The 23,171-nt window shown below is 69.9% G+C and carries 18 protein-coding genes and 2 pseudogenes; 11 read left to right on the forward strand and 9 right to left on the reverse strand.

Annotated features, from left to right (window positions below; genetic code table 11):
- Positions 1-355 precede the first annotated feature (355 nt).
- Entirely contained in the window at positions 356-2,443 is a 2,088-nt protein-coding gene (locus ACFY3J_RS14000; RefSeq protein WP_384179685.1) for a SpoIIE family protein phosphatase, read from the forward strand.
- Between the two features lie 73 nt (positions 2,444-2,516).
- Here the strand turns inward: ACFY3J_RS14000 and ACFY3J_RS14005 are convergent, their stop codons facing one another.
- From ACFY3J_RS14005 to ACFY3J_RS14015, 3 genes are all read right to left on the reverse strand, one after another.
- Positions 2,517-3,179 (reverse strand): GNAT family N-acetyltransferase, encoded by a 663-nt coding sequence (locus ACFY3J_RS14005; RefSeq protein ID WP_384179683.1) that lies wholly within the window; start codon positions 3,177-3,179, stop codon positions 2,517-2,519.
- Positions 3,172-5,268 carry a penicillin acylase family protein gene (locus tag ACFY3J_RS14010; protein WP_384179680.1) on the reverse strand — a complete coding sequence of 699 codons (2,097 nt, stop codon included), beginning with the start codon at positions 5,266-5,268 and terminating at the stop codon, positions 3,172-3,174. The genes ACFY3J_RS14005 and ACFY3J_RS14010 overlap by 8 nt, the downstream gene beginning before the upstream one ends.
- Positions 5,269-5,375: 107 nt before the next feature.
- Positions 5,376-6,296 (reverse strand): AraC family transcriptional regulator, encoded by a 921-nt coding sequence (locus ACFY3J_RS14015; RefSeq protein ID WP_384179678.1) that lies wholly within the window; start codon positions 6,294-6,296, stop codon positions 5,376-5,378.
- Positions 6,297-6,518: 222 nt separating this feature from the next.
- Here ACFY3J_RS14015 and ACFY3J_RS14020 point away from each other — a divergent pair, with 222 nt between their 5' ends.
- On the forward strand, positions 6,519-6,782 hold the full coding sequence (locus tag ACFY3J_RS14020; RefSeq protein WP_390840916.1) for an SDR family oxidoreductase: 264 nt from the start codon (positions 6,519-6,521) through the stop codon (positions 6,780-6,782).
- Positions 6,783-6,820: 38 nt separating this feature from the next.
- Positions 6,821-7,153 (forward strand): nuclear transport factor 2 family protein, encoded by a 333-nt coding sequence (locus ACFY3J_RS14025; protein ID WP_384179674.1) that lies wholly within the window; start codon positions 6,821-6,823, stop codon positions 7,151-7,153.
- A 61-nt stretch (positions 7,154-7,214) separates the two neighbouring features.
- Here the strand turns inward: ACFY3J_RS14025 and ACFY3J_RS14030 are convergent, their stop codons facing one another.
- Positions 7,215-7,751, reverse strand: a complete 537-nt coding sequence (locus ACFY3J_RS14030; protein WP_390840917.1) for a hypothetical protein — start codon at positions 7,749-7,751, stop codon at positions 7,215-7,217.
- 205 nt (positions 7,752-7,956) lie between these two features.
- Between ACFY3J_RS14030 and ACFY3J_RS14035 the strand changes: the two genes are divergently transcribed.
- Both ACFY3J_RS14035 and ACFY3J_RS14040 read left to right on the forward strand, forming a co-directional pair.
- A complete protein-coding gene (locus ACFY3J_RS14035) occupies positions 7,957-9,246 on the forward strand; it encodes a PP2C family protein-serine/threonine phosphatase (RefSeq protein WP_390840918.1) in 1,290 nt (429 codons plus the stop codon).
- A gap of 563 nt (positions 9,247-9,809) precedes the next feature.
- Positions 9,810-10,370: a hypothetical protein gene (locus ACFY3J_RS14040; protein WP_384179668.1), complete on the forward strand. Its 561-nt coding sequence runs from the start codon at positions 9,810-9,812 to the stop codon at positions 10,368-10,370.
- A 65-nt stretch (positions 10,371-10,435) separates the two neighbouring features.
- Here the strand turns inward: ACFY3J_RS14040 and ACFY3J_RS14045 are convergent, their stop codons facing one another.
- The 3 genes from ACFY3J_RS14045 to ACFY3J_RS14055 form a co-directional block, all read right to left on the reverse strand.
- Complete coding sequence (locus ACFY3J_RS14045) at positions 10,436-10,639, reverse strand: DUF6368 family protein (protein WP_390840919.1); 204 nt, start codon at positions 10,637-10,639, stop codon at positions 10,436-10,438.
- A 16-nt stretch (positions 10,640-10,655) separates the two neighbouring features.
- On the reverse strand, positions 10,656-11,390 hold the full coding sequence (locus tag ACFY3J_RS14050) for a TMEM175 family protein (RefSeq protein ID WP_384180053.1): 735 nt from the start codon (positions 11,388-11,390) through the stop codon (positions 10,656-10,658).
- A gap of 354 nt (positions 11,391-11,744) precedes the next feature.
- The gene (locus tag ACFY3J_RS14055; RefSeq protein WP_390840920.1) at positions 11,745-13,241 is read right to left on the reverse strand and encodes a multicopper oxidase family protein; all 1,497 of its coding nucleotides are present in this window, start codon (positions 13,239-13,241) and stop codon (positions 11,745-11,747) included.
- Between the two features lie 439 nt (positions 13,242-13,680).
- Here ACFY3J_RS14055 and ACFY3J_RS14060 point away from each other — a divergent pair.
- Positions 13,681-13,944 (forward strand): annotated as a pseudogene (locus ACFY3J_RS14060) (PhzF family phenazine biosynthesis protein); the annotation flags it as partial.
- Positions 13,945-14,041: 97 nt separating this feature from the next.
- Here the strand turns inward: ACFY3J_RS14060 and ACFY3J_RS14065 are convergent.
- The gene (locus ACFY3J_RS14065) at positions 14,042-14,452 is read right to left on the reverse strand and encodes a hypothetical protein (protein WP_390840921.1); all 411 of its coding nucleotides are present in this window, start codon (positions 14,450-14,452) and stop codon (positions 14,042-14,044) included.
- Positions 14,453-15,815: 1,363 nt separating this feature from the next.
- Here ACFY3J_RS14065 and ACFY3J_RS14070 point away from each other — a divergent pair.
- The 5 genes and pseudogenes from ACFY3J_RS14070 to ACFY3J_RS14090 all read left to right on the forward strand — a co-directional run.
- The gene (locus ACFY3J_RS14070; protein WP_390840922.1) at positions 15,816-17,744 is read left to right on the forward strand and encodes an AAA family ATPase; all 1,929 of its coding nucleotides are present in this window, start codon (positions 15,816-15,818) and stop codon (positions 17,742-17,744) included.
- Positions 17,741-20,185, forward strand: coding sequence for a WD40 repeat domain-containing protein (locus ACFY3J_RS14075; protein WP_390840923.1), 2,445 nt, complete (start codon positions 17,741-17,743; stop codon positions 20,183-20,185). Before ACFY3J_RS14070 ends, ACFY3J_RS14075 begins: the two co-directional genes overlap by 4 nt.
- Positions 20,185-21,012 carry a hypothetical protein gene (locus ACFY3J_RS14080; protein WP_390840924.1) on the forward strand — a complete coding sequence of 276 codons (828 nt, stop codon included), beginning with the start codon at positions 20,185-20,187 and terminating at the stop codon, positions 21,010-21,012. The genes ACFY3J_RS14075 and ACFY3J_RS14080 overlap by 1 nt, the downstream gene beginning before the upstream one ends.
- 334 nt (positions 21,013-21,346) lie before the next feature.
- Complete coding sequence (locus tag ACFY3J_RS14085; protein WP_384179654.1) at positions 21,347-21,928, forward strand: hypothetical protein; 582 nt, start codon at positions 21,347-21,349, stop codon at positions 21,926-21,928.
- A gap of 206 nt (positions 21,929-22,134) precedes the next feature.
- Positions 22,135-22,269: pseudogene (locus ACFY3J_RS14090) on the forward strand (IS5/IS1182 family transposase); the annotation flags it as partial.
- A 311-nt stretch (positions 22,270-22,580) separates the two neighbouring features.
- Here the strand turns inward: ACFY3J_RS14090 and ACFY3J_RS14095 are convergent.
- Positions 22,581-23,114 (reverse strand): TetR/AcrR family transcriptional regulator, encoded by a 534-nt coding sequence (locus tag ACFY3J_RS14095; RefSeq protein WP_390840929.1) that lies wholly within the window; start codon positions 23,112-23,114, stop codon positions 22,581-22,583.
- Positions 23,115-23,171: the final 57 nt, after the last annotated feature.

The following is a 23,171-nucleotide window of genomic DNA, read 5'->3' on the forward strand; positions in this document are numbered from 1 at the left end:
GTCCGTCGCCGGGACCGTCGTGAACGGCAGCACGAGCCGGGAGGGGTGCACGGCGTCGCGGTAGATCTTGTGGGTGCCGGGGCGGCCCACCGGCAGGTGCAAGACGTCCGGCGGCGGCAGCGCGTTGTGCGCGTCGGCCATGTTGGCCGGCCACCCGTGCGCGACTTGGTGCCGTCCGGTTCCGCCCTGGTCAGCGGCCTGATGGCGAGGAGTACGGCGGGCGCGCGGCGGTCGCTGGACCGCTTCGGAGGAAGCTGCGGGGCAACTGGTCCGGAGGGATGATAGGGGGTGTCGCGTCGGGACGAGCCGGACCAGCACGAGAGCCCCCGCCGCGGTGGGCGGAAGGAGTGGTGGCATGAGTGTGGCCGAATCCGTCCGGGCCGGCCTCGGACCCGTCGGGGGCTTCCCCTCACTGCCGGGCGCACTCCTGGAGGTCCTGAATCTCGCCGCGGTGGTCCTGGACGCGGACGGGAAGATCGTCTGGTGGAGCCCGCAGGCGCGGCAGCTGTTCGGCTACACCGAGGAAGAGGCCCTGGGCCGGTCCGCGCGCCGGCTGCTGGTCGACGAGAAGCACCTGGGGCACGTGACGGGCGTGTTCGCCCGGGTGAAGGCTCAGGAGGGGGCGGCGGGGGTCTTCCCCGCCCGTCACAAGGACGGCAGCACGCGACTGTTGGAGTGCCACAGCGTGCGGCTCCAGGGGGAGCGCGGAGGGCACTGCCTGCTGGGCGTGATCACCGAGCACGAGGTCCTGCAACGCGTGCAGCGGGATCTCGCCCTCTCCGCACAGCTGATCTCCCAGTCCCCGATCGGGCTGGCGGTCCTGGACGCCGATCTGCGGTACATCGTGGTCAATCCGGCCCTGGAGCGCATCAACGGAGTGCCCGCCCGGGACCATGTCGGCCGGACCGTCCGTCAGGTCCTCACCTTCCTGGACGTGGACCCCATCGAGTCCGCCATGCGGCAGGTTCTGACCACCGGCACACCGGTGCTGGCCCAGGTCATCGTCACCCCCACCCCATCCGACCCCGGCCGCGACCACTCGTGGTCGGTCTCGTACTACCGGATGGAGGACGCCGCCGGGCGAGTGCTGGGCCTGGCCGTGTCGCTGGTGGACATCACCGAGCAGCATCTCGCGGCCACCGAGGCCATCGCGGCGAGGCAGCGCCTGGCCCGTATCGCCGATGCCTCCGCGCGTATCGGCACCACCCTCGATCTGGACACCACGGCCGGGGAGCTGGCCGAGATGTGCGTGCCGTCCCTGGCGGACCTGGCCGCGGTCGATGTGCTCGACGCCGTTCTGGAGGGCCAGTGCACCGACATGGCGCTCCCGGGCGCCGGCGTCCTCTTCCGCGCCCTCTCGGTGGCCGCGGCCTATCCCACACCCGCCACCGGCGCCGCCGACCGCGCCGGCCGGATCGCCCGTTACGGCCCCGACCGCCTGGTCACCCAGTGCGCGGTCTCCCGGCGCCCCCTCCTGGTCCCCCACGTGGACGGCACGGACCTGGCCCGCATCGCCGCCGACCAGGACGCGGCCACGGTTCTGGCCCGCGCCGGGGTGCACTCCTACCTGGCGGTGCCCATGACCGTGCGCGGCCGGGTACTCGGCGTACTGGACCTGGCGCGTGCCCGCAACCCCGTCCCCTTCGACGGCGACGACGTCCTCCTGGCCGTGGAACTGGCCGCCCGCGCCGCCGTGTGCATCGACCACGCGCTGTGGTACCAGCAGCAACGGCAGACCGCCGAGACCCTCCAACGCAGCCTGCTGCCCCTTCGACCGCCCCACCGGCCCGGCCTGGAGATCGCCTGCCGCTACCAGGCCGCCGGAGCCGCCTGCGAAGTCGGCGGCGACTGGTACGACGTCGTCCCGCTGCCCGGCGGAAAGACCGCCCTGGTCATCGGCGACGTCATGGGCAGCGGCATCGACGCCGCCGCCACCATGGGCCAACTGCGCACCGCCACCCGCACCCTGGCCACGCTCGACCTCGACCCCGCCGCTGTCCTGCAGCATCTGGACCACATCACCGCAGACCTCAACCACCGCTTCGCCACCTGCATCTACGCCGTGCACGACCCACACCGATCCCGCTGCCACCTCTCCTCCGCCGGCCACCTGCCTCCGGTCCTGGTCCGCCCGGACCGCGGGACCTCCACCCTGCTGAACCTGCCCACCGGCGCGCCCCTCGGTGTCGGGGGCGTCCCCTTCAAGTCCACGTGCGTCGCGCTGTCCCCCGGCGACCGGCTGGCGCTCTACACCGACGGCCTGGTCGAGGTCCGCGACCAGGCCCTCGACACCCGGCTGGAGACGCTGCTCGACCTGCTGGCCGGCCCCCAACCCCCGCTGGAGGACACCTGCGACCTGCTGCTGAACGCCCTGCGACACCCCGACGCCCACGACGACGTCGCCCTGCTGATCGCCCGAGCCCGCCACACCTCCCTCCGGTGAGCCCCACCGAGCTCGCGGGCGTCAGGACGGCACGGCCGTCGGATGTTCTACCGATCTGTGCCGACGTCATCGCTCAGTGCTCATCCACACGGCAGAAGGCACTCCGTGCGAGGAAGGCCAGTTGGGCCATCTTCTCCGGCAAGTACACGTCCGGCAGGTCCACTTCGGGCAGGGTGACGACGGGACCGGCCGTAAAGCCCTCGCGGAGGAAGCGGGCGACGGCCTTGTCGTTGCGCACGTCCGGGTCGACCACCACGCGGGTGCGGTCCAGGCCCGGCAGGACGTACGACAGCGTGGCGGCCACCAGCCGGGAGGTCCAGCCGGACCGCGCGGCGCCCGGCGCGGCGGGTGCCAGGAGCAGGTGGATGCCGATGTCGCCGGGTTCTACGGTGTAGCACTCGCCGACGCGGTCGGCGGACGGCTCGTAGGTCTGGAGCAGGGCGACGGGTTCGCCGTCCTTCACGACGAGGAAGGCGTGGTGGGTGCCGAGGGTGGCCATGTGGGCGTAGATCTCGGCCACCTGCTCCTCGGTGAGACCGGTCATGCCCCAGAACGCGGCCCGTTCCTCTCTCACCCAGCGGTGGACCGCCGCGGCGTCGGCCCACGCGTCCAGCGGCAGGACGCGAACGGTGCCGAAGCCGTCGACGCGCACCTCGTGCACGGCCTCTCGGGAGGCGTACGGGCGGTACGGGGCATGCGCGGTGTGCGCGGTGTTCACGGTGTGCGCGTCAGACATCGGTCTCCTCGCTCTCCTTCTTCATCCGCTCCCAGTCGGTGACGACCGGGAGGAGCTTTCCCGCGAGCCACAGGGGTAGTTGGTCGCGGTGGTGGGGCGAGTCGGGGATCCCGGACGCGCCGAAGGGGACCACCCATCGGCTGTTCCCGCGGCGGCCCAGGTCCCACACGTACCGGGCGGCCGGGCCGCGCGCGGCGAGGTCGGTGAGGCCGGGGACGGCGGAGGTGCACAGCACGCAGTCGTGGTCGCCGGACAGTCCGGGTTCGTCGTACGGCGTCTCCGGGGGCATCGCCCGCCAGGGGGCGAGGCGATGGGCGTCCCCCCAGGTGCCTGCGGGTGGCCGGGCGGCTGCCTCCTCCACCGCCTCGCGGACGGTGGCCGGCCGGTCGATCCCGAACAACTCCTCGGCGCTCAGGAGGTGTTCCAGGGCGTAGCCGATGCGCGGAGTCAGGGCCAGCCAGGGCAGGAAGACCTCGGGGTACGCGGGCGGGGCAGCCAGCACGGCGAAGGCGGGGTGGGCCGCGAGCCGGCGTACGACCGCCGTGCGTACGGTCGCGAAGAGGGCCGCGTCGGCGCTGTCGGCGTCCATGCGGCGGTCCCACCGCAGGAGCCGGTCCCGCAGGGCGGCGGCCCCGTCGCTGAGGCCGTCGAGGGTGGCGAGGTGTTCCAGCAGGGGCGCGGCGGAGGCGAGTTGGGTGTCGGTGTGGAGCACGGACACGTCGGCGGCCGACCACTGCCGGCGCTCGTCGAGCAGGGCCCGGATGCGGTCCGCGCGGTGCGGTGGAGCGAACTCGACGCCCAGGGGGGCGGCCGGGCCGCGCTGATTGGCCATGACGGCGACGCCGTCGGTCAGTCCGGCGCGTGGTGGCTCGTGCCATCCCCGCCAGTCGTGGCCGGGCTCCCAGGCGGGCACCACGCGGATCCGGTTGGCCTCGGCCCGCACCGGCACCCGGCCGGCCACGCGGTGCAGCAGCCCGCCCTCGGTGTCGGCGGCCTGCACGACGTTGACCGGCTCGGCCCACCGGTCCAGGGCCCCGTCCACGTCTGCCACCCGGCGGGCCCGCAGCAGGGGCAGCAGGGCTTCGAAGCCCAGATCGCCCGTGACACGGGGCGGGTAGCGCAGACTGATCGCGACCGGGATCGCGCCGGACTCGTCCGAACCGTCGTCCAGCCCCTCGGGGCCGCCGATGACGACAGGCCCCCGCTCCGTCTCGAGCACCTCAACCTCGACCGGTTCCTCTCCGGCCACCTCGATCGTCTCGGTGTGCCGGGCGGCCCGCCGCCATACGCCGTCCGGACCCAGCGCCTCGACGCCTGCGCCGGTACGCCGCAGCCGTTCCCGGTACAGGTCCTGGTAGTCGGCCATGGCGTTGGTGATGGCCCAGGCGACCGTGCCGGTGTGGCCGAAGTGGGCGATGCCGGGGACGCCGGGCACGGCGAGGCCGACGACGTCGAACTCGGGGCACGCCAGGCGGATCTGCTGGTAGACGCCCGGGTCCTCGATGAAGCGGTGCGGATCGCCCGCGACGAGCGGCTGCCCGGTGACGGTCCGCTCGCCGGCGACGAGCCAGCCGTTGCTGCCCAGAGTGCCGGGACCGTCGGTGGCGAACAGGCCCACCGCGTCCGCGCCGAGACGGGTCACCACCTGCTCGCGCCACAGCTTGGCGGGGAAGCCCGAGAAGAGGATGTGGGTGGCGAGCCAGACGCCCAGGGGCGTCCAGGGCTCCCAGCGGCCGGGAGTGAGGCCGGCACGGGCGAACTCCGGGGCCGTGGCGGCCGTCAGTCCCGCGTTGACGCCGTCGGCGTACGCCCGGACCCAGTCGGCCGTCTCCGCGTCACGCCGCTCCAGGGCCGTGAGGCAGCGGCGGGCGGTGTCGTCCAGGCGGGCACGGCGCGCGAACCGGTCCCAGGGCAGGGCCGACGCGCCGAGGAAGGACGCCGAGGTGCCCTGTGCGCGGTGTCGTTCCACCTCCAGCTGCCAGGCCCGGTCCAGGGCGGTGACGCGGCCCTGGGCACGGGCCAGTTCCACCGCGCCGTCCGCACGCAGGTGGGGGATGCCCCAGTCGTCGCGGTAGATCTCGGTCGCCACCCTGCACCCTTCGTCAAATTTAGGTTAGCCTAACCTAAATTCACCTTGGCGCGAAACCGGCGACGGGCGCCGGCAGCGGCTGTCGTGGTCCGTCGTCAGGCAGGGTCTTACGAGCCGGTGCCCCGCCGCCGGTAGGCGCCTGGACTGACGCCGAACTCGCGCTTGAAGGCACGGTTGAAGGCGAACTCGGAGCGATACCCCACTCGTTCGGCGACGGTTTGGAGCGGCGCGTCGTCGCCGCGGAGGATCCGTCCGGCCGTGGTCATCCGCCACCAGGTCAGGTACGTCATCGGCGGGCGCCCGACGAGTTCGGTGAAGCGCCGGGAGAACGCGGCCCGGGACATGCCGGCCCGCCGGCTCAGGCGCTCGACGGTCCAGGGCGTCGCGGGCTCGGCGTGCATGTGCTGGAGCGCGGAACCGACGGCCGGGTCGGCGAGCGCCGCGGCCCAGCCGCCGGCGGTGCGTGGGGCGTGGTCCTGGTACCAGGTCCGCAGGATGTAGAGCAGCATGGCGTCGAGCAGCGCGGGAATCGCCGCGTCGGTGCCGGGTCTGCGCTGGTCGAGCTCGTCCCCGAGCAGGTCGACGACGGCGTTGAGCGCCTCGCGCCGGCCCACCCTCCGCGGAAGGTGGATGACGGCGGGGAGTTCGGCGAGCAACGGGTGGGCGCCGGCCCGGTCGAGCTGGTACGAGCCGCACATCAGGACGGTGACCTCGCCGGTGGCGCCGTCGGGATCGGGCGCCGGCGTCCAGGAGTCGTCCATCTCCGGTGCGACGTCGACGAGTTCGCTGTCGGGCGAGTCGGCGAGAGCGATCTCCTGGCCGTGCGCGACCAGTACGACGTCCCCCGCACCCAGCGGCACCGGATCGTGGCCCTCGCACATCAGCCGGCACTGCCCCTGAAGGACGACGTGGAAGCCGGTCCCACGGGCGTCCGGGAACCGCAGCCCCCACGGCGCGGTCCGGCGGGTGCGCGCCGCGTGCGGCCGCCCGGTACGGATGGCGGCGATCGCATCGCTGACTACGTCCACCCTCCGATCGTACACAGGTCCCCCCAGCCTGAAGACGAACGGACAAATTCGCGACTCTTTCAGTCATAGGTCGTCCACTGCGATCTTCGTAGGCTGCAAGGCAGTCAAGTCCACATCCGACCAGCACGGAGGAACCCCATGTCAGCCGGCACCGCCGATCGAAGCGGCCCCGACGAGTTCAGGGCCGGCAGGCGGCCAGCATGTCCACGACCGCCCTTCGGTGTGCCGGTCAACAGCGTCACCCCCGGGTTCACGGAGAGCTCCTGGGGCCGCCCGTTCGTCCAGGCACTCGCCGAGCGCGCGGGCACCGGCCACGACGAGGCACGCACACAACTGATGGCGGACATCGGGATCCCACTGGGCCGACCGGTCCGGGTCCGTCCGGACGAGGTCGCCGAGTTGCTCGCCTTCCTGGTGCCCGACCGCGCTTCGGCGATCGTGGGCGCCGAGCACGTCGTCGACGGCGGCAGCCAGCCCACCGTCTGACCACCGACACCAACACGAACACGAACAGGAGAACCCATATGACAACGGCCGCGGCCGCTCCCCCGATCATCCGGCGCTACTTCGAGCTCGCCCCCTCGCGGGACACGGAGGAATACTTCGCCCTGTTCGCGGACGACGCCCTTGTCGAGGACGAAGGCAGGGAGTACAGGGGCATCGACTCCATTCGAGCGTGGCGCGCCGAGGTCCCCCTCGTCGAGTACACGATCACCGGCATCGAACCAGTCGGCGATGAGACGGTCGTGACCTGCACGGTCACGGGGGATTTCCCGGGCAGCCCCTTCGCCGGCCTGAAGTTCCACTTCGAACAGTTCGATGCGGACCAGGTGAAGGTTCTGCGCGTCCGGACGTGACCGAACAGACTACGACGAGGACGTCCACCCGGCCCGCTGTACGCCGTGGTGGAGCGCACGGTCAGCGCGAGATCAGCGCGCCCTCTTCCGTGACCGTCAGGCTCGCCTGGTGGCCGCCCGGCGAGCAGTTGCGGCCGTTGGGATAGGTGGGCTGCGGGGTGGTGCTGATCCGCCGGTCGAGCACGGTGGCGCCGCGCTGGTCCTCGAGTACCAGCGTGACGTGTACCGGCTTCCCTGGCAGGTCATCCATGACGGCGAACGCGGGCCAGATGGGCGGCTCGGAGGTTTTGGGGGGCCTGGCCGCCGGGCTTTCCGCGGCGGTGGCCGATTCCGTGGTCATCACGGGGTTCCCCGGGGCTGCCGGTTCGGCCGACGAGGTCCTGCGGAGTTGCAGCGTGCGCTTTTGGCATGTGCCGTCCCAGCACACGATGAGGGTCGCCTCGACCACCCTGCTCGCCAGTTCCGGGGTGACCTCGACCCCGATCCCGGCAGGCGAGTCCATCAGGGTGCAGGAATGGGTGTCTCCCAGGGAAACCCCGCACGCGGTCAGCAGCGCGAGAGCAACCAGGGGTATCGCCCATCCGACGTGGTGTCGCACGCTGGCTCCTCGGCAATCGTCGGCCTCTTGATCAATGACCACTCATGCTCGCACGGCGGATGAGGCCCGCTCCATGTGCGGCGCCATCGAGGGAGTGGCCGGCGCGCACGTTCTTGGGAGCTGCCGGTGCGCACGGGACGGTCGCCGCTCCTCATGCGGAGGCCAGTCCTGTCGTGACAGGTCCAGGGCGGGGAAGACGTACGGCATGGGTAAGGACGCGGACGACAAGGCGCGGCTGGACCGTCTGACGTTGCTGGCGGACGCCGAGGCGGCGCTGGCCAGCACGCTGAACCTGCTGGACGGGCTGCGGCGAGCGTGCCGCGTGCTGACCGGGCGGCTGGGCGACTGGTGCGTGGTCGACCTGCTCGACGAATGCGGTCGGCTGGAGCGGGCCGTCGTCGTCCACCGCACGCCCGAGGCCCTGATCCCGGGCGGCTACGAAGGGCCGCTTCCGCCGGTGCCCGAGGATGCGGGCGGGCCGCTGCCGCGGGTACTGCGCGGGGCGGGTCCGCTGCTGATCGCCGACATGTCCCCGCCGAGCCTGGCGGTGAACCCGCTGCACGCGCGGCAGCTGGAACTGTTCGAGCAGCTGGCCGCGCACAGCGCCGTCATCACCCCGCTCCGGGCCCGGCGGGAGGTCCTCGGCGCCCTGACCGTGGCTCGCACCGACCTCGACCACCCGTTCACCGAGGACGATCTCCCACTCATCGAGGACCTGGTCCGCGGCCTGGCGGTGCAAGTGGACAACGCGCGGCTGTACCAGCAGACCCAGCGCATCGCCGAGCGGTTCCAGCGCGCCCTGCTGCCCGAGCTGCCGCAGGTCCGCAACCTCCAGATCGCCGCCCGCTACGCCTCCGCGCAGACCGTCGCCCAGGTCGGCGGCGACTGGTACGACGCCTTCGTCCTGCCGCGGGGAAACACCGCCCTGGTCATCGGCGACGTCACCGGCCACGACCTGCAAGCGGCCATCGACATGAGCGCCCTGCGGAACATGCTGCGCGGTATCGCCGTGGACCGCCAAGAGCCCCCCGGCGAGGTCCTGCGCCGCCTGGACATCGCCAGCCACACGCTGCAGCACGAGACGACCGCCACGTGCATCTACGCCCTCGTCAAGGACCCCCCTGAGAAGAGCGGCCCCTGGGGCCTGCATCACTCCTGCGCAGGGCACCTGCCACCGCTGCTGACCACCGCCGAGGGCGACACCCGCTATCTGGAGACCGGCGCCGGGCTGCTGATCGGTCTCGACCCCGGACACCAGCGCCCGACCGCCATCGACGAGCTGCCGCCGTACTCCACCGTGCTGCTGTACACCGACGGACTGATCGAGCGCCGCGCCGAATCCCTGGACCGCGGGTTCGCCCGGCTGCGCCAGCACACCGCCGCACTGTCCCGCGAACCCCTGGACGTCTTCTGCGACGAACTGCTCGGCGGACTGGCCGCCGACAGCACCGACGACGCCGCCCTCCTCGCTTTGCGCCCCGCCCCGGCCCACTGACGCCCGGCCGCAGGCCATGAGTTCGATCGGCGGTCAGACGGCAGAGGTCCTGCGGGAAGTTCGGCCGGGCGTCGCGCACGCCGATGCCTCAGAAGCCACGAACCGTCGTCCTGGTCGGGCTGGGGGCCCGTCAGACGACGGACGGCGACGACCGCGACCGCGCCCGGGCCGGCCGTCAGGAGAAGCCTGTGAGAACAGGCTTGGGATCGGCGGGGGTGCCTTCGGCCGGCTTGTCCGTGAGCGTGGCGGTGCGTCAGGGCGGTCTCGTTGTCCTTGGCCCTTTCGCGCCGGCATTTCCAGGCGACTCGCTGCCGCATGGGTGAGCAGGCGTCAGAGATCACCTCGAAGGCCTAGTCGATCACCGACCCGCCGAGCGTTCAGCGGAGATTGACGTGCCGTCAGCAGCCGGGGAACCGGGCGCGCGGGTGCCCTGGGTACCCCGTTCGGCCCCACAGAGCCACCCCCTCCCAATGGCCCGAAATGACAGCCAGTGAGGCTTTCATTACGTTCATTCATATGCCGACTGCCAAAGCCGGCCACTTTGAGACAGGAGCAGAAGCGCCATGATCATGACCCGTTCCCACGTCATCCCCGCGGCCGTCGCCGCCGCGGCAGCACTCGTCGCGACCGGCATCACCTACGCCACGGCCGCCCCCGCACCCGAGGCGGCCCCGGCCGTCGTCCAGCAGGCCCCCGCCCCGGCCTACGCCCCGATGGGCGGCGAGTCCGGACAGGGCAAGGGCAACGAGGGCGGCGGCCGCGGCGGCGAAGGCGGCCAGGGTGGCGAGCGCGGCGAGCGCGGCGAGCACGGCAAGCGTCGCCACCACGAGATCGGCAGAATCTTCATCAACGAGCGGTCGTTCTCCGCCCACCCCGACGGCTGCATCACCGTGGTGAGCGGTCTGGGCTCCAAGAGCTTCAACATCCGCAACGACAGCAAGCGGACCGTCGAGTTCTTCCGCGGCGCGACCTGCGACAACGGCGCCCCCGTCGCCACCGTCGGCCCTCACAGCGAAGCCAACGGCGTCAAGGTGCACCACACCAAGGGCATCCACGTCAAGGACGGAGTGGTGGGCAGCTTCCGGGTGGTCAAGCGCCACCACGGTGAAGACTTCGACTTCTAAACCCAACCACACCATGAGCACCACATAGAACCCCGGCCCGCCGTAATCGGGCCGGGGTTCCGGCCTCACCCCCCAGGACACCGGGCACGCGGCGCCCACACCTGCCCCTTGCCCGACGGTCCACGCGCGATGACATCCATGACAGCGGCGGTCAGCAGGGCCGTGGCCACATGGTCGATCTCGCGATTGCAGCCGGTGCTGACAGTGACGGCACGGGTCGGCCCGAAGCCGAGGACGGCCGCCACCTCGCCTGGCCGGCACCGTGCCACCGAGTGTCAGGATGCGTCAGACCGCACCGCCACGACCTCCCTCGTCGCCATGGGGTCCTGCATCAGAGGAGCCGTCCCGGCCGCCGGGCAGACCTTCGCTGGTGACGAAGTAGAAGACAGGGAGCATGACGAACACCGCGATCGCCAGCAACGGTGCGACGAACACCCCAAGGAGACCGGCGACGATGTAGGCAACGGCTCCAGTCCAGGAACGAAGCTGTCCGTGCCGTACGTACGTGTCCTCCACGTCAGGGTCCAGCAGCTCGGGTCGGCGGGCGATCTGTTGGTAGAAGGCCACCCAGCTCAGGCACATCGCTGCGGCGAGGCCGGCGTAGAGAGCGACGGCCACCCGTGCGTCGGAGCCCGTGGGATCAGCCTGCAGTGCGTCCGCGACCACCGCGGTGGGGAAGGAGAGCGCCGCCGTGGTGAGCAGGAGAAACAGGTTGGCAGCATGCAGTCCGCGGTCCATGGTCCTGATGCGCACGAAGGCCTGGTGGTGGTTGAGCCAGATCACCGAAACGTACCCGAAGGACGCCAGGTAGCCGAGGTAGGCGGGCCACTGAGCCAGCAAAGCCTGGCCGAGGCCGCCCGGCCTGTGCGGCGGATCAGCGAGATTGAGGGCCAAAAGCGTGACGGCGATGGCGAACACACCGTCGCTGAAGGCCTCAGCCCGTGTGGTCTCAGAACGAGAGAACCTGCGAGAGTGGCTCTGGGACAAGCTGACTCCTGAAGTACTTGGCTCATGTCGGATTCCGGCGGCCTCGAGGGCTCGAACCGTCCGGCGGAGCTTGAGCCAACCACACCCGAGCGAGGCCCTCTGGCGGGCATCGCACCGAAGAGGCATCGCGGGCAGCGGCGAGGGGCCGGTTCTGCCACTCGGCCATGCCGTCCAGGGCTTGTCGATGAGGGTGGAGAGGGACTGCCGGGAGACCTCGGCGCCGTGGACCACCGCGAGATGGGCCCGGACCTCACCGGTGGTCAGGCGCTTCTGCCGCTTCTTGGTGCCGACCGCCCGGACAGGCGCCACGGCGAGCCATGTACAAGGTGTCGCGGCCCGGATCAGGTCAGGCCTGGTGAACGGGGCGGTCGCACCGCGTGTCGGCGGTCATCCGCTGTGGGTGGCCCGGGGCCGCGCGCCGGGCGGAACGATGTCCAGGACGGCCATCATGCCCATGTCCTCGTGATTGAGGATGTGGCAGTGATACACGGTCCTGCCGGTGAAGTCCCGGAAGTGGATGCGAACGACGATCGCACCACGTTTCGGCACGTTCACCGTGTCGTACACGCCGTGGGTGGGGTCGTGGGCCTTCCCGTTGGTGCTCATCAACTGGAAGTGGTTGGTGTGCAGGTGGAAGCTGTGGTCCTCGTCCGAGTCATTGCGGACGGTCCACTCCTCGACGGTGCCGAGGGTGGAGACGAAGTCGGTCCGGTTCGGGGCGTACGTCCGGCCGTTGATGTAGAAGATCGTGCCGGCCTTGTTCTCCGTGAAGACGACGGTCTTGCGGTCCGCGACCGTCGCGTGGCTCAGGTCCTCGTAAGGTCCGAGGTCGGTCGGGAGCGCGGCCCTCGTCACGGGCGTGCCACTGGTGACAACCGTGGCGAGGTCGGCCCGGGGGAACTGGTTCCCGGCCGGGCCGGTGTTGTACGGCAGTGTCTCCAGCCGGGTGGTGCCGGGAGCGCCGCCCCGGACCAGGACATCGAAGCGCGCGGCGGCGGGAATGAGCAGCGTGTCCTCGGCGTAGACCCGGCCCACAGGAACGCCGTCCTGAGCGATCACGTGGAAGCGGGTGCCCGGAAGGTGCAGCTTGTAGTAGATGTTGGCGCCGATGTTGGCCAGCCTCCACAGCTGGGTCTCTCCCGGCCGGATGTGGATCACCGGGTTCTGCTGGCCGTTGACGGTGCGGTTGGTGGACGCTCCGATACTCAGGGGATGGGTCTTGATCGCGTCGCCCTGGACCTGGAAGTCCTTGAGCGCGACGGTGTGCTCGGTGATGTTCCGCAACGACGGAGGCAGGTGCTGCTTCAGGCCCTCGACGACGAGGATGCCCGACTCACCAGCCGCGACCTGCGGGGCGGACAGCATGTCCGCGTGTGAGTGGTACCAGAAGGTGCCAGTGGGGTGACTGAGCGGCAGCTGGTAGGTGTAGTGGTACGACTGCCCGTACTTGATGGAGATGAAGATGTCGTCGGAGGGAGCGCGCGGCGACACGAAGAGTCCGTGCGTGTGCAGATTGGTGTACTTGTCGGTTTTATTGATCATGGTTAGGTCGATACGGTCGCCAGGCCACACGCGCAACTTGGGCGGCATGTAGGCCCCGTTGTAGGTCGTCGCGTACAACTGTCGGTTGCCAACGCGGACCTTCCGCCGTTCCACCACGATCGTGGTCCTGAGCACGCCGTCGCGGCTCACCACCTCCGGGGGATCCTGGAGCCTCGGCCCCGTGCCCGGCGGTCTGGGGCCGCCCTCGACCACGGCCCCCTGCGTGTCGCTGGAGCGCTCGCTCGGCGCACTCCCCGCGCAGCCGACGAGCCAGAGCGCGGCGAGGAGCAGACCGGCGACGATGCGGGACGGCGAGGAACGACGCGTGGTGGGCCGGGTCACTTGTCTCCCCCAGGGAAACGGGCGGGCCCCGGCCGGGGACGTCCGGCCGGAGATCCGTATGCTGCTGGTCGGTCAGCCGGAGAGTAAGGGCACAAAGATCCCGCGCCACGCGGCCACGCCCGGCCGACGGCGCCATCAGCCCGAATGGGCCCCACGACCGCCCATGACGGACTTCGCGGGCCCTGCTCGGGCGGTCGGAGGCTGGTGGACACACGAGGACACAGTCACCTTGGGCCTGCCACCTGCCGTCCGGATGAAGAGCCCATAGGGCGCACAGCGGTGCAAGCGGCGTACGACTCATCCTCGAGACACGGATGATCAGTCCACTTTGTCGCCACCGGCCCTGTGCCGACCGCTCGATTTCCCGTTGGGATGGACCTGCTTCCGCCGACGGGTGGGACGCGCAGAATCCGCTGCAGCCGCTACCGAGAGGCCCTCGATGACCATGCCGCGCCACCGCTCGTTCGTACAGGTCGATGTGTTCTCCACGATCCCCTACCGCGGCAACCCGGTTGCGGTCGTCCTTGACGGGACGGACCTGACCGACGCGGAGATGCAGCGCGTGGCGCGTTGGACGAATCTGTCCGAGACCACGTTCGTACTGCCCCCCACCGACCCGGAGGCGGACTACCGGCTGCGCATCTTCACGCCCCAGAGCGAACTGCCGTTCGCGGGGCACCCCACCCTCGGCTCCGCGCGCGCCTGAAAAGGTGGCAGCCCATGCCGACCCTTGACCGGCTCGGCGCCGCCCTGCCCGACGAGCTGTGCTGTTGAAGTGCCGATGGCGACCGTGATGGCCGTCAGCACTTGTCGTCGACGAGTTCGTCGAAGTCCTTGGTGCTCATGGCCCGGTCGTCGGCCCAGACCTGGCCCGGCCGGAGGGAGGCGAGGTCGTCGGCGGTGAAGTAGACGTGTGCCAGGTAACTGCCGGACCCTCGGAAGGTGAGCGCGTAGGTCCGGCCGGGCAGCAGTGCCTGTCTGCCGAAGGTTTGCGCGCGCCATCCGGGTGGTGGGGAGAAGAGCTGGAAGACGACACCTCCGTGGTTCGTCGCTCCCCATGCCTCCCACCCGCTGTCTTCCTCGTGCGCCTGGCCCCCGTCCGGATCATCAGTGCCGGCAGGTTGGGAGGCCGAGGAGGAGCCGACCGAACCAAGTGATGCCTCCTCGAACGCGGCTTCGCCTTCCTCAGAGGTCCAGCTCTCCAGACCCATCCCCGAGAGGGTCTCGCCCCCTTCACACGGCCGCAGTTCGGCCACCGGCTGCCCGTCGTCCCCGTTTCGCACCGCTACGAGCGGCAGGTCAGGGGGGCTGCACCCACTCACCATGGTGAGACCCAACGCCAGGCACACCGCCCCGCACACAGGTCTCATTCCGGCTCCCCCTCGGATGCATACTCCGAGAGTTGGGTCTGCCTGGGGAAAGAGTCGAGTTCCGTACGGTCTCGGTTCGGACTCGTGTACGGGCCAGGAGCCCTCCCAGGGCCTTGCGAGGTCGCGGGTTGGGTGGATGGCCCGTCATGCCGGACGCGGTGTGCCCGGTCCGGCTTCTTGCCGGCCTGCCGGATCCAGAGTGGTTCTTTCCCGGAGTCACGGCGGTGTGGTTCTGGTCGTCGGCACGGTCCTCGCACACGGTGTGGACCGGACCGAGGTTGAAGGACGGTGTGCTGTACGGCCGTAACGTGGCCCGCGACCGCCGTTCAGCTCCGGATCCGGGGGGAGTCGGGGGTGGAGGCCACCGTCCAGGTGAAGTCGATGAACGTGCGCGTCGACCGCGTACGATCTTCCCGCGGATGGCCGACGCCCCTCGGACGGTCGCCGGGGACACGCCCTCCGCCATGCACGAGGTGCAGGTCGTCGCCACAACCACATCTGACGCACGTCAGCAAAAGCCGGTATCAGGTCAGCGAAAGGGCTTCAGGGCCCCTGCAACACCTCAGACGAAGTGGCGCACATGGCCTCCCCGACCACCTCTCCCTCACCCAGGCGAACCTCCCCCGCATCGTCGCCGCCAGCCTCATCGGCACCACCGTCGAGTGGCACGACAACTCATCCGATCAGAGTCAGGACCTGGGGTTTTGCCTCACCGGCGGGCTGGAAGTCAGCACGGAACCAGCACCGGAACCCCGCAGTGCCGGCTCGGACATCGAACGCCGGCTCCATGCGGAGCAAAAAGGCAATCTTCAACCACCCCGGTGGTCCCAGCCGGCGCGGGCCTGTCGTTCAACATCACATGGGAACTGGGTGACGGTGCTCCAGGTCGGCCGGTCCCCCGGCCGACACACCCCTCCCCCGGGACGCACGCGGTCCACGCGACCCCCGGACGGACAACCGCCGCAGTAGCATACCGTACTGTCGCAACAAAGCCCGCAGTTGGAAGCAGACAAGGGTGTCGAGCATGGGGGACAACGGGGAGCAGACGCCTTCGCCCGCCAAGGCCGTCGTCGTGTCGATGTCGAAGTTCCGCCTCCCGGTGTCAAAGGGCGAGGGGCCGGACGACTGGGACCTGGAGGACGAGGAGCCACCCGGTCGGTCCAGCTGGAGAGACCTCCGCTTCGCGCCGGCGCTCGGCCGCCGGGTGGCTGCCGAACTGGGCCCGTTGGTCGCGCCCGGGACGACCCACCTGCCGGACCTCGACAGCAAGTCGTTGCAGGCACGTATGGACGACGTCCTGGCCGCCGTCAAGGGCGGGGATCGGATGGTCGTCCACATTCTCAGCCACGGTTTTCTCGACGGCGGCCGAGCGTCCGATCTGATGATCGCGGCCACCGACACGCTCCACCCCGAGCACGACGACGTCCGCGAAACGGCCTTTGCCGTCCGCGACTTCCTCAGCAAGGCGGATCGGAAGGCGGGACACCTGTTGCTCCTGCTGGATGTATGTCACGGCGGCGGGGCCCTCGACTGGACGACGCACATCAAGTACACGAGACGGCAGATCTTCGTGATCGCCGCGTGTCCGCCCGACGAACAAGCATGGAGCGGACGGTTCTCCGAAGCCGTGTGCGAGGTTCTCTCAGGAGTCGTGCGCGGCCACAAGGGCATCGATCCGCGTGAGCGCTTCGTACGTCTCACATGGTTCAGGGATGAGTTGCATCGCACTTTGATCAACCTGTGCAAGAAGGCAAACCTCCCCGAACAGGAAGTCGCTTACAGCAAGTTGGAGGGCCTGAGGACGGAGTTTCTACTCAATCCCTGGTTCCGTGAAGATCACGCGGAAGTGTACGAGCTGGACAACTACTGGCGGCTTCAGGACTTCATGGCCGGCGTCCATCCGGCTCTGGACATCGGCCACTACCTCTCCAAGGCATCTGGACGTCACGACGTAGACCCGGCCGACGGGGTCAGTCTCTTCTCCGGCAGGGAGGACCAGCTGGTGAAGGTGGCCGACTGGCTGTCGGACGGCGCGGAACATGGCACTTTGTGTGTCGTGACCGGCAGCCCGGGGGTGGGGAAGTCCGCTCTTCTGGGCGCCGTCGTCTGCTGCACGCAGACCCAACTGGCCAAAGTGATGCACAGCACGCTCGTACAGCAGATCACGCCGTCCGCGCGACCCGAGCAACGCCGCCTGGTCGCCGCGGTACATGCGCGGCAGATGACCTTGGCCGACACCATGGACAGCATCGGCGCTCAGCTCGACCTGAAGCAGCCGACCGGGGGCTGGAGCTCCCAGCAACTGGTCGGTGCCGTCGCCTCGCTCTCTGATGAGCCGCTCATCGTGGTCGACGGGCTGGACGAGGCCACCGACAGGGTGCAGATCACCGTGGAACTCCTTCTGCCACTGGCCGAGCAGGTCTTTCCCGACGGGCCACGCAGTCGGGCATGCCAGCTCCTGGTGGGCGTACGGCCACACTGGGACCAACTGCCCCAGCTGGCGGCCACTGTGTTCGGCGGCAGCCAGCTCCTGGTGGACCTCGACGCCGCGGACCGAGGACAGCTCCAGCAGGATCTGGAGACGTACGTGGAGCGATTGCTCTACGAGACCGACACCTACGCGTCCGAGCGAAAGTTACGCGGACGGATCGCACGAACTGTCGCGGAACGCGTGGTGGGGTCGTCGCACGGAGGGGAATTCCTCAAGGCCCAGATGGCTGCGCAGTCCCTCGCTCAGGCAGCCCCCCTCACCGAGGAAGCAGTCGACGCTGCCGTGGCCGAGATGCCGATGACCTTCGCCTCGCTGTTGGAGGGACAGTTGACGGACGAACGCACGCACCCTTGGGCACGCCGTATCATGACGGCCCTCGCCTTCGGCAAGGGCAGCGGGATGCCGGCTCATCTGCTTCCCCAGGTCGCCGCCGGGCTCCCGCCCGCCTGCGACGCGCCGGGCCGCGAAGACGTCGACGCGGTGCTCACCGGAATGTCGTTCTACCTGAGGCGGGACGTCGACCCCTCATACGGCACGACCCTGTACCGCCTGTTCCACCAGGAACTTGTCGACCACCTGCGCGCGTCCGCCCGGGAGCTCCCTGATCCGCAGGGCCTCCGGGACACCGGAGACGCGTCATGAACGGCCCGGAGGATGCGGTCTTCCGGGAGTTGCTCAAGGCCCTGCCACGATCGGGCGGGACCGATCGCTGGGACCTGGCCGACCCGTACATGCGCCGGCATGCCGTCGAGCATGCGGCACGCGTCGGCTGGCCTGCTCTGATGCGTCTCTTCTCGGACGGCGAGTTCCTCATCAACGCGGAACCCCGGTCGATTCTCGCCGCGCTGCCTCCTTTCCGTGACGAGCTTCCCGGACTGACACGCCGGCTCCTCGACGTGTACTGCGCCTCGCTGAGTTGGCATCAGCACGTGGACATCGGTGCCAGACGTCAGATCCTCGCTTTGGACGCGAGGCGACTCGGACACGGTGATCTGGCGGAGCGGATCGAGATCTCACCGGGGGGACGGCAACCGACCTGGCGCTGCGTCTGGTCGACCGCCGAAAACGTCTCCTCGTCGGCCGGCGCCACCATGTCCGGGCATGGTGGGGGCATCAACGCGATCCTCGTCGCAGGGCTCGTCGGCACCGCCGTGGCCATCACGGCCAGCGCGGACCGTACGGCGCGAATCTGGGATCTCCGCACCGGCCAGGCACGGCACGTTCTGCTGCACACCGCTCCTGTTGACGCTGTCGCGGTCGCATCCGTGGAGAGTCGGAGCATCGTCCTCACGGGGAGCGACCGGCTCGTGTGGTGGGACCCGCAGTCCGGCGAACCGCTGGGTGTTCTGGACACGGGCAGCACGGTGAGACAGCTCGCCCCCGCCGCGGACGGCCGCGTCGTCCTGGCGACGGGTGGCGGCCCCGTCGTGGTCGACCTTCCCCGGGAGACGCGGGGCGTACGCGCGATCACCGTCACCGCCGCCGGCAGGCAGGCACGGTATGTCGCCGCGTGCCGGGAACGCGACACACGGTTCGGCCTCAGCGTGACCGAGGGAAATGCCGTCAGCGCGTTCACCCTGTCCGACGGAGCCGTATTGCACCGTGGTGTGCTGCGCACGGCCGACCGGATCACCGCCCAGTTCGTCGGCGACGTCGGAGACCAGAGCATCGCCCTCTTCGGTCATGCCAGTGGCGCCTGCACCGTCGTGCACGCACATACTGGAACGGTCCTCCACACCCTCCACTCCCCCGGCGCGACACGGCTGCGGGGCGCTGTGGCAGCCCTCACCGTCCATGCCTCCCGCGACCACTGGTGCGCCATCGTCGGCCACCGCGACGGAACCCTGCGTACCTGGAATCTCGGCTCGGGCGAACTGCTGAGGACGACACAGGCCCACGCGGCTTCCATCACCGTCATCACCACCCACACCGTGGGAGGCCGGCGCGTTCTGCTCACGGCCTCCGAGGACGACACCGTCCGTACCTGGGACGCCGAGACCGGTGAGCCGCGCGACGTACTCGCCGGACACACGAGTGACGTCACCGCCACGGCCGCCGCCGACGTGGAAAGCCGTTCCATCGCGGTGACCGGCTCGAAGGACTGTACGGTTCGGACCTGGGACCTACGCCGCGAGCGGCCGTCCGGGGCTGCCGAGGGTCACGGGAACTGGGTCCGCGCCGTCGCACTGCACCGGGAGGACGGCCTGCTTCGGGCCGTCACCACCTGCAGCGACCCGTACGTGCGGATTTTCGACGCGGGCACGGGGCGGTCCCTGGCCCGCTTGGCGGTGCCCGAACGGGACTTCCTGCAGGCGTGTGCCGTTTTCACTCACGCTCAAGGGGCGAAAATCGTCGCCGGTGGAGCCGGCGGCGTGCTCGCCATGTGGGACTACGCCACGCGACGACAGGACGTCACCCTCCGCATGGGCAGCGCGTCGATCAATGCGGTGGCCGTGCACGCCGCCGCCGACGGACGGATCCGGGTGATCGTGGGAGCGAACGACGGCACCGTCGCACGTTGGGAGCCATACACCGGCCGCCGGCCCGATCGCCTACTCGTCCCCTCCTCACGCGAAGAGAGCGTCGCTTGCCTGGCCATCGCCGACGGCGCCCATGGCCCGGTGGTTGTCACCGGCCACTTCGACGGCGGCTACCGCGTCGTCTCGCTGGAGGACGGTCGGCCACTGCAGCGGCGATCGCACAGCGCGGCTGTCAAGGCCGTGGCGGCGGGCGAGATCGACTCGATGCCCAGCACCGCGACCGGGGACGACACCGGGTTGATCAGACTGCGGGGCCTCGACGACGGCGTCATACTGCGCACACTGCGCGGGCACCGTGACGCCGTTCGGTCCCTCGTGTTCGGCGAACTCGCAGGTCATCAGGTCCTGTTCTCAGGCAGCAGGGACGGCACGGTGCGCATCTGGGATCCAGCGAGTGGAGACCAGATCGACCGCATCGACCTGCCCGACTTCGTTCAGACAGTCGCTCATGAGGACGGGACTCTCGTCGTCGGATACGGCCGCGAAGTCTCCGTCTTCACCACCAACCAGCAGCAACCGCCCGCACCGCGAGGAAGTGACTGATGCCCCAGATCCTGACCATCCACGGCGTCAACCAGTTCGACCCCGACCGCGAACCGGCCGCTGCCGCCGCCCGCCTCGGCTCGGTGTGGACCGCGGCTCTCAACCGCGGCCTGGAAACCCCCGTCGAAGCGGCGGACGTGCACATGGTGTACTACGCGGACCTCCTGCAGCTCACCGACGAGATCCCCCAGGGCGAGGATCTGGACCACCTGTCACCCGAGGCCGCCGACGCCGCCCGACGATGGGCCGAGCTGCACGGCGTGAACCTCGACGAGGCCCAAGGGCGCATCGCCACTCCCTTGCGCTGGGTCGCCGATGCGGTGGCCCAGCGCAAGGGGCTGGACAACGACACCGTCCGGCGTCTGATCGCCCGTTTCTTCCCCGACCTCGTCGCCTACCTGCACTCCCCGACCACCCGCGAAGCGGTCCAGGCACGGCTCGCGGAGGCAATCAAGCGCGCCTCGCCCACCGTGCTGATCGCTCACTCCCTGGGATCCGTCGTGGCGTACGACACCCTGTGGCGGCACGACGTGAAAGTGGACGCCCTGATCACTGTCGGGTCCCCGCTCGCCATGCCCGACATCGTCTACCCGCACCTTCAGCACCCGTGCACCGACGGCAAGGGGAGCCGGCCACACGGGGCGGCCGCCTGGGTCAACATCGCGGATCCCGGCGACCTCGTCGCGATCCCCCAGCCCCTCACCGAGCGCTTCGACAAGGTGACCACCGATGTCCGAACGGGGATCGGCGCCTTCACCTTCCACAAGGCGGCCGGCTACCTCGCGAACCGCGAGACGGCCGAGGCCGTGACCCGCTACCTGGGCTGATCGCAGCAACAGGCAAGCCGAGTATGCCGACCGGCGGCAGCGCCGCTGCCGTCGGGAAGGGGTGGTCCGGGCCGACGGCCTACCCGCGCACCGGCGAGACAGCGTCGTTCACTTCGCGCTCGCCGCTTATGACAGATTCTCCATCAAACCGCAGAGAGATGATCCGACAAGGGGCAACCCCCGGCTCACTCGTGCTGGTCCCCTGTGCGCGACGAGGTGTTGACGCGGAGGTAGCTCGATCAGGTGGGAAACCTGCTGGGTTGCCGGAAATCGCCTGGTCACCTGCTTTCCTCTTGATCAGTTCTGCCGTCCACAGAGGAATGAGGACCCATCGATGAAGCGTCTCGCTGTTTGCGTCGTTGTGACGGTCTCGGCCATCGCTCTTGCTGCCGGGCCGGCCGCGACAGCGGAGCCCTCCCCGGGGAAGCACGGAGAAGCAGCCCGGCACCGCACACCCGCGAAGCCGGCGAGCGAGTCGGCCCGGCTGGCCCGTTCCATCCTGAACACGAAGGGCATCACCTACGCCAAGGCGCACGTGAGCGGTACCGACAAGGCGTCCCTCCCGCAGCAGAATCTGGTCGACGTCTCCAACGGGCGCCTGGCCAAGACCAGCCCGTGGGGCCACAAGAAGGGTGCGCGGGTCACGCTCGACACGCGGATGCTCAACGGTGTCCTGAAGCTCAACACCCAGCACCACTACACGTTCGAGATCTCCGAGCTCGTCGGCGGAGAGCACAGCCGTACCTCCAAGCACTACGCGGGTCGCGCGGTCGACGTGACCTGGATCAACGGCCGTCACGTGGGCGAGAAGGCCGATCACCGCGGACTCATGAACGCCTGCCGCAAGCTCGGCGCCACGCTGGTCCTCGGCCCCGGCGACAAGAACCACGGCACCCACGTTCACTGCCAGTGGTAGCCCGCCTCCAGCACACCAGGTGATCTGGCCCTGTCCTCGGCTGCGGCCAAGTGGCGCCTGTAGCCATCCGTCCTGATCAGCGGTCTGGGCCGCCGTCGCGGTAAACCGCACATTTACCGCGACGACGGGCCGCTCCACCAGGGACGACAGCCACGTTTCCGCACGTCAGGCGTACGCAATTACCTCGACTGAAGTTGCCCCGGTTTAAACGGATGTTCGCCTGGCTCCACCACTTCAAGCGCCTGCGGATCCGCTACGAACGCCGGGCCGACCTCCACCTCGGCTTGCTCCAACTCGCGTGCAGCATCATCTGCCTACGTCGGCTTTGCCTATCAGAATGAGGAGGGCGTAGGGATGGCCGGCGCCGATGGCCAGTCGAGTACGGTCAGATCGGGCCACTGCCGGCGCCAACGCGCCGTCTTCGTTCCGTACACCTCTTGCGGGGCGAGCACCGGTTTGGGACGCACCACGAGATCGAACATCGACCTCCGCCGGCAGACCGGCGAAGGCCTCGTCGGCGCGAGCGGGAGGCGACCAGTCACCGTTCATACCTGCCACTCGGCAGGCCAACTTCGCCTGCAGGACGCCTTGGAGACTTTCTCAAGTCCCTGCTTCTGAAACGATCAGTTGGTCACAGGCGCTCGTCCATCTCTCACATGGCGCGCAGGCCCCGGTCGGCGAAGGCGATCAGCCACTCGAAGCTCTCGTCGATGTCGGCACTCCACTGGAAGCCGTTGTCCGCCTGCAGCGTGGCGAAGCCGTGGCAGAGGCTGCGGAGCGTGCGCAGGGCGTGGTCCACGTCGGACTCTGCGACCTCGTAGCCGCGCAGGACCGCCATGAACGCGCCGAGCAGCCGCTGGCCCGCGGTGGCCAGTGGATCGTCCGGGCCGGACGGTTCCGCGCCGATCGTCGCGCCGTACCGGCCGGGGTGCCCCAGGACGAAGGCGCGGAAGGCGCGCGCCGCGGCCGCCAGGGCGTCGCGGCCCGCGTACCCCTGGACCGCGCCGCCGACGGCGTCGGCGGCCTCGTTCAATGCCAGGACCGCGATGCGCCGGTTGAGGTCTTCCTGGCTGCCCACGTGCTTGTACAGGGACGGGGTGCGCACGCCCACCCGCTCGGCCAGCAAGCCCATCGTCAGGTTGGCGAAGCCCACCTCGTCGGCGAGGGCGGCACCGGCCGCGACCACGGCCGCCGGGTCCAGGCCGGCCCTAGGCACGGGCGGCGGTCGATCGGAGGAAGGTGA

Source organism: Streptomyces sp. NPDC001231, assembly GCF_042896885.1.
In the GTDB taxonomy this organism is placed as follows: domain Bacteria; phylum Actinomycetota; class Actinomycetes; order Streptomycetales; family Streptomycetaceae; genus Streptomyces.